This is a genomic window from Pseudomonas sp. TSRC2-2 (assembly GCF_049897785.1).
Lineage (GTDB): Bacteria > Pseudomonadota > Gammaproteobacteria > Pseudomonadales > Pseudomonadaceae > Aquipseudomonas.
This window is the reverse complement of sequence record NZ_JAFCWZ010000006.1, coordinates 410766-420924: the sequence shown is the minus strand read 5'-3', so window position 1 is coordinate 420924 and position 10159 is coordinate 410766. Positions and strand designations below refer to the sequence as shown.

The 10159-nt window shown below is 53.7% G+C and carries 11 protein-coding genes; 7 read left to right on the top strand and 4 right to left on the bottom strand.

Annotated features, from left to right (window positions below):
- Window positions 1–800: 800 nt before the first annotated feature.
- The gene (locus ACP7D9_RS15240; protein WP_426158334.1) at window positions 801–1199 is read right to left on the bottom strand and encodes a hypothetical protein; all 399 of its coding nucleotides are present in this window, start codon (window positions 1197–1199) and stop codon (window positions 801–803) included.
- Window positions 1200–1468: 269 nt separating this feature from the next.
- Here ACP7D9_RS15240 and ACP7D9_RS15235 point away from each other — a divergent pair, with 269 nt between their 5' ends.
- Entirely contained in the window at window positions 1469–2047 is a 579-nt protein-coding gene (locus ACP7D9_RS15235) for a hypothetical protein (protein WP_426158332.1), read from the top strand.
- A 1014-nt stretch (window positions 2048–3061) separates the two neighbouring features.
- On the opposite strand, the gene ACP7D9_RS15230 is transcribed toward ACP7D9_RS15235, so the two are convergent.
- Window positions 3062–3466 carry a DUF4870 family protein gene (locus tag ACP7D9_RS15230; protein WP_426158330.1) on the bottom strand — a complete coding sequence of 135 codons (405 nt, stop codon included), beginning with the start codon at window positions 3464–3466 and terminating at the stop codon, window positions 3062–3064.
- A 242-nt stretch (window positions 3467–3708) separates the two neighbouring features.
- On the opposite strand from ACP7D9_RS15230, the gene ACP7D9_RS15225 reads away from it, so the two are divergent.
- On the top strand, window positions 3709–4629 hold the full coding sequence (locus ACP7D9_RS15225) for a hypothetical protein (RefSeq protein ID WP_426158328.1): 921 nt from the start codon (window positions 3709–3711) through the stop codon (window positions 4627–4629).
- A gap of 162 nt (window positions 4630–4791) precedes the next feature.
- Here ACP7D9_RS15225 and ACP7D9_RS15220 read toward each other — a convergent pair whose 3' ends face one another.
- Window positions 4792–5004 carry an Arc family DNA-binding protein gene (locus tag ACP7D9_RS15220; RefSeq protein ID WP_426158327.1) on the bottom strand — a complete coding sequence of 71 codons (213 nt, stop codon included), beginning with the start codon at window positions 5002–5004 and terminating at the stop codon, window positions 4792–4794.
- A 224-nt stretch (window positions 5005–5228) separates the two neighbouring features.
- Here ACP7D9_RS15220 and ACP7D9_RS15215 point away from each other — a divergent pair, with 224 nt between their 5' ends.
- The 5 genes from ACP7D9_RS15215 (at window position 5229) to ACP7D9_RS15195 (ending at window position 8482) form a co-directional block, all read left to right on the top strand.
- Entirely contained in the window at window positions 5229–5660 is a 432-nt protein-coding gene (locus ACP7D9_RS15215; RefSeq protein ID WP_426158325.1) for a TraR/DksA family transcriptional regulator, read from the top strand.
- Between the two features lie 130 nt (window positions 5661–5790).
- The gene (locus ACP7D9_RS15210; protein ID WP_426158323.1) at window positions 5791–6393 is read left to right on the top strand and encodes a hypothetical protein; all 603 of its coding nucleotides are present in this window, start codon (window positions 5791–5793) and stop codon (window positions 6391–6393) included.
- An 88-nt stretch (window positions 6394–6481) separates the two neighbouring features.
- Window positions 6482–7423, top strand: a complete 942-nt coding sequence (locus ACP7D9_RS15205) for a DsbA family protein (protein WP_426158321.1) — start codon at window positions 6482–6484, stop codon at window positions 7421–7423.
- Window positions 7424–7505: 82 nt separating this feature from the next.
- A complete protein-coding gene (locus ACP7D9_RS15200) occupies window positions 7506–7907 on the top strand; it encodes a hypothetical protein (RefSeq protein WP_426158319.1) in 402 nt (133 codons plus the stop codon).
- Complete coding sequence (locus ACP7D9_RS15195; protein WP_426158317.1) at window positions 7907–8482, top strand: hypothetical protein; 576 nt, start codon at window positions 7907–7909, stop codon at window positions 8480–8482. Before ACP7D9_RS15200 ends, ACP7D9_RS15195 begins: the two co-directional genes overlap by 1 nt.
- Window positions 8483–8494: 12 nt before the next feature.
- Here the strand turns inward: ACP7D9_RS15195 and ACP7D9_RS15190 are convergent, their stop codons facing one another.
- Window positions 8495–9967 carry a 3'-5' exonuclease gene (locus tag ACP7D9_RS15190; RefSeq protein WP_426158315.1) on the bottom strand — a complete coding sequence of 491 codons (1473 nt, stop codon included), beginning with the start codon at window positions 9965–9967 and terminating at the stop codon, window positions 8495–8497.
- Window positions 9968–10159 lie beyond the last annotated feature (192 nt).

The window sequence follows — 10159 nt, the reverse complement described above, 5'->3', positions numbered from 1 at the left end:
TTCGACTTCAAATGCCCGATCGAGGTGATGGGCGAAGTGATGCAAGAAGCCGTGGTGATGCGGCATGATGCTCCCGCTTCAATTCAATAACCGTGTTGCACTCAGATCCTGCAACCGCCAAGGATAAACGCGTTGGGGGCTGTTTAAAGTGACCATTCTGGGTCTACGGAATTTACTTACACAATCTTACACCAGGAGCAGGTGATAAATCGGTAAGTTTGCGAACGAAGCTGTCTCAGTAGGCATTCTACATGTTGTTTATCAACCCGCATACGATATGACGGCGATGGCCGCTCCCTTTTTCGCGGAGGCGAAAATCGCGTCACACTTACTGCAAAGCCCGCATTGCGGGCTTGTGAGGAACTTCGGGGTTCAGGACTTGTGGTTGTAAGTTTCGGTTATGCCGCCAGTTCAATGAGTGGGATCCTATTCATGTGCACGGTGTAACCCGTGCGCTGTTCAAGATCGACATACTGTTGAAACAGTTCTGGACGCTCAACTCGACCATTTCGTAGGTCAGCTTTGGAAGCCATTATGCAAAACACGCAGCTCAGCCGGTCATTGCCCAAGGCATAGGCGTAGTGGGGTTTCTGGCCAGCTACGGCGATGGCGTCGAAAACCTCCGGCGCACTCATGTCATGGATCGGCAGCCATTCGAACCATGTATGGACTGAGTTGCTTATTCCCATGCGACTGAATGCAGCACGCTTGGCACGGCCCGGTGACTCTTGAGCTCGTAGCCCAAGGCAGTTCACGATGGTCTTGAAACCGTTGGCCTTAGCGTAACGTCGAACCTCACGCTAGATCGGGCCTCGCTTCAGGTCACTCGTGCACTGGCGGGTTGAGGCTGATGGCCAACTCGGTACTTCCGGGCGGGTCTCAAACCGGCGCTCGACCATTTCCAGCAGCATCTTGGATGCCGTGGCTACAATGAACGGCAGTGCAGCGTTGGCCGCTTGATCACGGGCCAACTCCATCGCTCCAGGCCACTCCATGGCACCGAGCGAAGCATGAACGACAAGCAGTTGCGAGGCTGGCACGCGCTCAAGCAAGCGGATCAATTGCACCTGCGAGTCTTTGCTCCCCGAGTGGTTTGCTATGAAAAGCGCTCCATCCTGAATCAGCCGATCGACTTCATCCTCCCAAGGTGCGCGATTGCCCACGTCATCGCCAAACAACATCTGCAGCTGAACAGTCATGTATTTTCCTCAATGCGGGTTGCCGTAAAAGGCACCTCAACTCGATGTGGCAATTTTCCCACGTCAGTGCGATATGCAAGCCCCAAACCACGCCCTAAAAAATTGGTTCTTAATTTGGAATCAAGCCATGGACCTACTTGGTGGTGATGTCATCGACGTTCAGTGATGCGGTTGACTGCTATGTACTGAACCATCAAGAACAGGCCGCTATCCGGGACTTGCATTTCCAGAACTGGTGTCACCATGACGTCAAATATTGGAGGTGCTCGATGACTACCGAATCTTTCAGTCAGGACCTTGCGGCCCTGATCAAATCTGTTCCGACTCTGCATTTGAAACCCGGTGAACTTGACGGCGGTGCGCCGGCTATCTTTGCCGGTAACGAGCCTGTATTTCGCTGCAGATCTAACGAGCTCGGACACCGGTATGCCGCTCTGGCGGTGATTGCTTTCGAACAGCTGGCGGTGGAATCAGAAAAGACCGTGTCTGCTCCGAGCGAGGCGGAACCGGCGGTTACTCCGGTGTGCTCAGCAGCGGTTCGAACGGACCTGGCGCAACGCGTCTCTTCGGTATTGTCTCTGCAACCCGAGCTGGCATCGAAGGTGCCCTTATGGACAAAGTTGGTGGTCGCGGCCGTGTCTCCCTTCATGGTTGGGGCAGAAAACGAGGCCTCTTCGCTTCCTAGTTCTGGAGGCGCTGCTGTGGTCCAAGCCAATGTCGAAGTTGGGCTTCACGATGCGATCCTAGGATTCATTTCATGGCTATCCGACACGGGTAAGCCAGGGGAGCAATATTCACTTGAGCGACTCGCTGAGCTTGCAGGGGAATGGGAAGAAACACATGCTTGAACAACACACATCCGCACCGGTGGCCTGGCCTGACTACACGGATTCCGCGCCGGAGCTCTTGACCCTGGTAAGGCGGTTTCTTGAGGTGGCCCACGTTAAGCACAAGCTCCATCGTGGGGAGCCCGTGAAGACATCCAGCAAAGGATCACAGCGCTTAATCTCTTGCGATGCGGTCCTTTCGAAAGTTCAGTACAGGTCGGACCGCTATAACGCAATGCGGTTTGATTTCAGTCTCTACATAGGCCACGGACTGTATGGAACGATCGGAACCATCAGCGTGATATCCGCGCTGCGACAGGAGCTTTTGTCCAAGGTGGGATCAGTCGTTGACCAGTCTAAATTCTCAATCAATGACACTGGCTTTGAAGCGGTTCTGAGCAACGGTTCATTAACTGTATCGAGTGAGATGAAGCCAGCGGGTGCAGTGCTTAAAGCTCATCTATGGGTTCGTGCCAGCTCTCTGGACCCGTCCCTGCGCCCAGAGTATTCTTTCGCCTCCTAAAACATGATGGCGGATTGATCTGCCGTCATGAGGCCATATGGCCACGAGCTGTATTACAGCAATCATCAACCCTTGCGGGCTTTTTCCCGCTAGGGGAGGGGCCCGTGAATTTCCATGGAGTCTCTCAATGAATAGTTCCCAATTTCTGGTCATGGCGGCAATCGTTCTGTCCGGTTGCGTTGACATGCAGCCAACTCGGAATTCATCGCCAACCGTCCCTGCGAGCACCCTCCCGGTGTGCCAGCAGTACGGAGGCTCATACCATTGCCAATGGATTGAGCTGACATCTCAACATACGAATCCCGTACGACCTACGGATCGTCGCATCGTCCTTTAACCGAAATTCAGATTTTATACCCAGGTGTCCACATCCCGGTCGGGGCGGCGCTAAAGGAGGTCAAGGGAGCAATTCAGGGCTTGCTGGTCAGTCAGTAGTTTGTCGGCTCTAGTCCCAGACATCACATAAAGAAACAAAACCCTCGGTCGCTTCAGTGGCCGGGGGTTTTTCTTTTTCAGGTCGTGGGCCGGTGTTTAGAAAGCATGAACAGGCCCAGCGCAATTCGCCATACGGACCAAAAAAACCAGGTCGTGAGAACGATGTAACCAACGCCTGCTTTAACTGTAAGACCACCCAACACAACCCAAAGCAGGCTCCAACAGCACAGTCGGAGTTGGGCGCGAAAATGTGTGGCGAGAACTTCATCAGGGCAATTTTTGTAAACGAGGGCGATGACTGTCCCCACTAAGGCTGTGATCCCGAAGAAGTATCCGGAGATGTAGAGCAGGTAGATCAGCAAGGCGACGCGCTGAGGAGGCAAGACACGTGGTATGTGTTTCGTGACCGACATAAATACTCTTCCATTTTCCAACGCTGATGTGCAGCGCGACAGCGAGGTGCCCACACGGATGCTCACCATAGTCACATTCTTCAATAACGGTAATGGTCGAGTTGGCCCCTTGCCAGGGTGCAAACCCAAGCACGCTTCTTTTTGGCAACTGAGAGCATAAGAGACACCTTTGAGATTTGGACAACATGGTGCAGAGCTATCAAGAGGGTGATGTTTTGGGCGACTCTTCCGACGCTGATCAGTCGCAGGAATGGGTTTGCACTTTCACGGCCTTGTGGTCTCATTTATAAAAACCAAAGGGAGGTCCAAGGATGAAGTCCATCGCCTACACTCTGATCGCCGTATCTATCGCATCCCTGAGTGGCTGCGCCGTGTACGACAACGCCAAAAAGGCTCAGGTTGACGGAGTGGGAACAACACAATCTGCATCAGCTCAATATGAGTTTCGCGCGGCTGATGAGATGACCATCAAACACGCAAACAGCCAACCTCAGAAGTTCGAAAGCACAGCGACGGCAACCGACAAGGTCTTTGCAGTCATGGGAATGCCGTCCTTAAAGGCAGCCCCGGCCGGCTCGTTCACTGGTACCCAGTTGCGTCAGTCGACCAAGGAGGAAACGCTCCGCTACATGTCGACCGACTCTTCTCGACCAAGCACCACTGGAAAGGACTTTGAAGCAATCGGCTTAAACGCAATCGGTGGCGATGTGGGTGGCGCCGGTATGGTACTGAGCCTCGTGGCTGGCTCCCCAAAATTCGACCCGCGCGTTACGCAAGGCTATGTCGTCTGTTTTATGCCGAAGATCGATGGGCAAGACATGGCCGCAGCCGTGGCGGGGTGCGGTGCGAAGATGGAAGTCATGTTTGCCAAGACAGTGGTCGACGTTACCAAATCGTATGATCTGCCAAACGGGCAATTCCGGTTGGGCAAAATTGAGACCACGTCTGGCCTGAAGGCGGCCAAAGTCTTCATGGGGCACCGAGGGATTCTCGCTGCAGACGGTTACGCCCCAGTAGATCGTGGTGGCTACCCAGCTCGAATCGTGGCTATCCCCATTGGACACGAAACCACGAATGGCTCTGCCTCTGGCTCGCTCTTCGACTCGATGGTGCTCAAGACCCGTGGTGAGGTGACCTCTGAGCAGCTGGCAGCCGCCCTGTCCAAGAACTTGCCCAAGGACACGGCATTTTACCTGCCAGATAGTGAGCGTGGACCCTCTGCGTTTTATTGAGAATCGGGCGACCTAGCATCTGGACTTCCATTCCAATCTTGCACAATTACATCGCCCTCCATGTGAGGGCTTTTTTACGGACCTGACCAGCCACAGCTCGGTTAGCACGATGCTGGTGTAATGTGGCGATGCAGCAGTCATGAGGGGGCACGTATACAGTTCTTAAGTGGACTGAACAGCGACAAGCTGTCTCTTCATAACCGCGATGAGCAAATGAAGTTCGTCTAGTCCATCAAGATACTGAGTCATTCCATGGACAATTTCTTGGTTGATGCTCCGATTGTTGACTCGACCTTTTTCCCTTATTCGCTCGAGGAGAGTACTCGGCAGGCGTGCAGGGTATTTGGCCTCAGAGTCAGTTGAGTTTTTCGTCATGCGTGCTCCTGTTTTAAACGACATTGGCTTCATGGTCGTATCGAATTGAAGGTCGAACGAAAGAGTCCTGTTCCACATCCCGACGTGGTGGTCGACCTCGTTCGATATCGCCGGCATATTCGACGATATGCGAGAGTGAGGGCTTCGAATCTGACCCTGGATAGGGCCCCCATTGGGCCCATTTAGTAGGTTGCATATTTCAAACTATCGGCATGATTCAGGTGATGAAAAACAACCTGGAGGTTGATGTGACGAAAAGTGAAATTTTGCTAATGAGTGCCGATGACTACATGTCCCACGCGCAGCTTCAATTCTTCCGCGAACTGATCAATGCCCATATCTGTGAGCACAGGATGCGTATCGGCAATTGCCGGGAGGAACTTGAGCGATTGGAGAACGTTCCCGATCCTGGAGATGCAGCGACCATCGAAGAACAGCGTCAGAAGTTAACCAGCGCGATCCGACGTGACTCATCGGGTCTGGCCGACCTTATGGAGGCTCTTACCCGTATTGAAGACGGAACTTACGGCTTCTGTGAAACCGGGCCGGAAATCGGACTGCGTCGGTTGTTGGTACTGCCGTCCGCCAACCTGTGTGTAGAGGAGCAGGAGCGCCGAGAGGCCATAAACCGCCATCGAGCAAGATCCGTCGCTTGAACTGTGTGGGGTTGGCTCTGCAACTGAAAAATGAGTTCAACCCCTCCAAAGCGAAAAAACAGGCTAAAAGCAACTACCAGTCCAATCAATGGGGCGAAACGCTAAAAGCGTAGTTTGCCCGGGGGTAAAAATGGACATTCAACACTTAAGCAACGGACCCATTAACGCGAAATGCCAGGCCGATCACAGGGCAGAGCTATTGTTGATGCGCAAGGAGGCCCGCTGCGTTCTTCAACTTTTCGTCCAAGAGCGGCAGAAGTTGCGATCGGCTGAGCGCGCGCTGGGCATCCTTGATGCGAAAGGTAAAGGGCAGGGGCTTCCAAGGGATGACATCTTTGTATATCAAAGCTATTTGGCGCAAAGCCGTTTTTTTGCCACTCGAATGAGCAACCTGGCGGTCACTCTTGCCGCATATGGCCAGAGGTTAATTGTGCTCATGGACGCACTCACACCGATCTTGACGCTGAACGAGCGCTTGGATCTCGTTGGCGGTCAAGCGAAAAACCTTCCTGGTGAGGGATGGGCGAAGGCTTCACTTGTTCAATTAGTGACGCGGTACAAGGCAGAAGATTCTTCTTCCTGTAGCCGCGGTGAAATGGGGCCGCTATTGGCCTGCTTATTGGCATGCAGTGGTGAGTTGATCCCAGTTCAGAAGTCGGTACGACAAGCCACGCAGATCCATTGCCCGAAACTGCCGGCAGTTGCTCCTCTGATGCTGGTGACCGCACGGTAACCGAGCCAGTTTGAGGGGCTGATTAGCCCCTTTCGGTTTCCGCGGCTAAGTATCGTCTCCTGCACTAGATACCACTGCAGGAACAGCCATGCTCAACCTCAAACCGCTCATCCCGGCTATAGCCATCTCAGTCGTCCTCTCCCAGGTTGCAACCTTTGGCGGGCTTGCGGCATTAAACGCCTTGCAGGGCGGCAAATATCTCGATGACAAGGTAGCCGCTGCTGTCGACGATCTCATTGTCCAGCGCGAGCTTAAGGAAATTGAAGAATACGCCAAAGCCCAGTTTGCACGGTACCCCAATGCAGTGGACACGGTGCCAAATGACGCGCGCGTATACGGTGACCTGAAAGCGCGTTTTACCCTGGCCGAGTTCTCCGATCTGGAGTGCCCGTACTGCAAGCGTCTGCACCCAACAATGAAGGAGATCGTTGATCGCTCTAACGGTGCCGTAAACTGGCAATGGCGACATCTGCCTCTGCAATTCCATAACCCGGCGGCTCACGATGAAGCAAAGGCCTCCGAGTGCTTCGCAGAGCAGAAGGGCAACAAGGGCTTTTGGGTGTTTCTCGACCAGGTGTTCGAACTTTCTGCTGGCAATGGTGGCGGGGTAAAGGACTTGCCGGGGCTGGCCAAACGACTCGGCGGCGATAAGGCGAAATTTAACGAGTGCATGACCAGTGAACGTCACAAGGACCGGATCAACGAGCACATGTTGATGGGCGAGAAGATTGGCGCCACCGGAACGCCTGCAACGATGGTCATCGACAACCTCACCGGTGAAAAGGAGTTTGTTAAAGGCGCCCAGCCGACCAGCGCTTTCATCACCGTCATGAAAAAAATGATGGTCAGCGAACGTGCTGACGCTCAGGCCGATGAGCAAAAGCAAAATGGTGAACAGGTTGATGGTGGGGCTGTTGTAAGCGAGCAAATACTGGGGTATGGCGCTCGAGGCGGTGCGGCGCCGGCGGAAGAGAAAGCTGCCCCGGTGGCTACGGCGGGAGTGAAACAGGATGCCGGCTCAGAGGAGTAGTAGAACAGCACTCTGAGCAGCAGGACTTGCATATTGGCTCTCTCAGTTGATTCAGAGAGGGCCATTTTGTTTGGAGAAAACCATGTCACACCAATGCATCATAGCCCTTCTGGGAACCTTGCCGATCCGAGCTTTGCCATCAAAAACCGTTAACCTCTACGCGCGGGCATTTTCTGAGTTTCAGCTGCAGACTGGGCGACCTCCCTACCGCATGCCTGGGCTGGCAATTGGAATGAGTCACTGCAGTGAGTGTGGGGCCCGGGTGGAGCCAGACCTGGTAATTGACGAGATCCTGCTTCAGATGAAGGCTATAGAAAGCGATCAGCATTACCCGAAAATTGTTGAGGGGGCGATCGACGAGTGGGCTCAGCACGCCCGGGAGTCACTGGTCGATGGCGAAAATGCCGACAATGCTCATCGGCAGGAAACTGAGGGGCGAGCTAACTACAACAATAACCAAGGTGCGGCCGGAGCCACTGCTTAATGAACAAGGCCAACGACCATCGGCGCCGGCCGGCGATTGGTGCGGCGATAATCAGACATCTTATCTACGCCTGTTTCTTCTATTTCGTTGTGGGTAATCTGGCTCCCACCCTAATGCGTCGCCAAGGCATGCTTGAGGCATCCTCGATCCTATCCGGTGTTGGTGTGGCCATTGCGTTGTTCTGCGTTGTGAGAGCGATTCTGGGAGGGCTCCGCTGGGTTCGGACAGGACATCGTTGGCAGGTTAAAGCCATTTTCTCAGGCTTTAGCGTGGACCCTCGGGAAGACCTCAGAAAAATTCCTGCGCTGAAGGGCGAGTTAAGTGAATCAAAGAAGGTTGAACTCCTAGCGCTCACCAAGATTTCAAAAGGTTGGGGAGAGCTTGAGGATGAATTGAAGGTTCGCGGATTTCGAATGGTTCCTCATAGCCGCGACCTTTGCCTTGCAACGCTAGACTCGAACATAGAGGTGCTTTGCACTATGTCGAGTTTGGGAGTGGGGTCTAGCTATGAGTCCCTCTGCAAACGACTTGGAGCACCACCAGATCATCTAGTGCCGCTTCGCCGCGCGATATAAAACGGCGCTATTTCAAACACCTCGCGCTTGTTTTTCAGCCATTTTTATCTTGTAGGCATGTTCGCGCATCAGACCAATCACAACTTGGTTGACCGCCAACTGGTACTTTGCACGGGTGGCCGCGACGTACAGCAAATTGAGCTCATCCTCACGCGACGCATGGTCCATCTGAGGGTCCAGTGGGTCCGGGAAATCATCCATCAGTGCGACATTGTCGAACTCAAGTCCTTTTGAACGGTGGGCTGTAGCCAGGATAATGTCGGCTTTGTCCTCCTCGTTCACCGTCATCGCGCGCATCTGACGAAGTCGGGCTTCAAGGTCATCGTAGGCGCTGATGATCTTGATGGCTCGGACCATCTCGCGATCTTTCGTTTCCTCTGCGATGGTCAGGTACTGGTTCCAGTCGCTGAACTCCTTCAACAGCCGTTTGTTTTTGACCTTATCAGTGCGGCCTTCGCTGAACCAATACAGGTCCTCAATGCTCGAGATCTGATACGAATCAATTTTGCCGATCCAAAAAACTTTCTTGCCGGCGGCGGTGTAGTCCAGCGCTGAAAGGATGACCCCCATGACTGTGCGGTGGAGCAAAGCGGGACGTTTGGCATCGCTGTCTAAGGCAGATCGAATTTTAGTTCGAGCGCCGGCGCCTATGACCGGAACCGTCTCGCCTTTGAAACTTAGAATGATGTTGGCGAGGGCGGCTGTTGCTGGACCAAATCGAAACGACCTGGTCAGGCGAAGGTCAACTGCATCGTCGAGGTCTGGGTCATCCAACGCATTGTCAGAACCTCTGAAGCGATAGAGCTCCTGGTGACGATCGCCGACGAAAATCTTCCTGCAGGATTGTTTCTTGATGAGGGCGAGTGTCAGGCCGTTCAGGTCTTGGCTCTCATCGGCCAGGATGACATCGTAGGTTCTACTGAGGTCCGGATTGCTGAGCAAATACATCTTCAGGTATCCATCGTGCAACAAAGGAACCGACGTGTCTTCAGGGTCGATCATCCGTTCCCAAAGATACTCTGCAGACTTGAAGACGTTCTCGATAAAACTCGGTGGCATTTGCGAGCCTGGTTTCTTTTTGACCATTGGGAGATGGCTTTCATGAAAGGTCTCGAGGGGGCTGCACAAAAAGTTGTTCAAGGTATCGACCACGGCCCTTACCACGGTCCAATCATTCGTATTCAGTACCTTGGCCATGTCGCCAAGGCGCAAACCACCCTCGAGCTTATGCTCGTATTTTGCCCTGTACCCTTTGTAGGCCAACTCGTGTGTGGTCGCGCAGACGACGTTTTTCGGGAAGCGTTTTTTGGCCTCATCCCTGATTGCTTTGTTGTAAGCCAGGTACAGGTACTTGAGGCGGTTATGTTTGCGCGAATAGCCTTCGAGCGAGGTCGTTTTGGACGCACCAGCAAACGCTCGGAGCCTAATGAGCGGTGCCGTGCAATTGAGAAATTCCAGCTGCTCCGATGTCCAGTTGATGTCCACGGCCGTTCCCCTAGATTCGATCAGGCCAATCTAGCAAGGGGAGAGGAGCGCAGGTGTTGAGACTGAGCCTGTAGCCGGGTTCGATCTATGACAGATGTTGTTGCCCGTGGCCGGGCATCAATGTCGCTCCGCGGCTAGCTTGAGGTGGGTGAGAATGAGCAGCCCCCCCACTTTCCGTGAGCCTTCAATGTT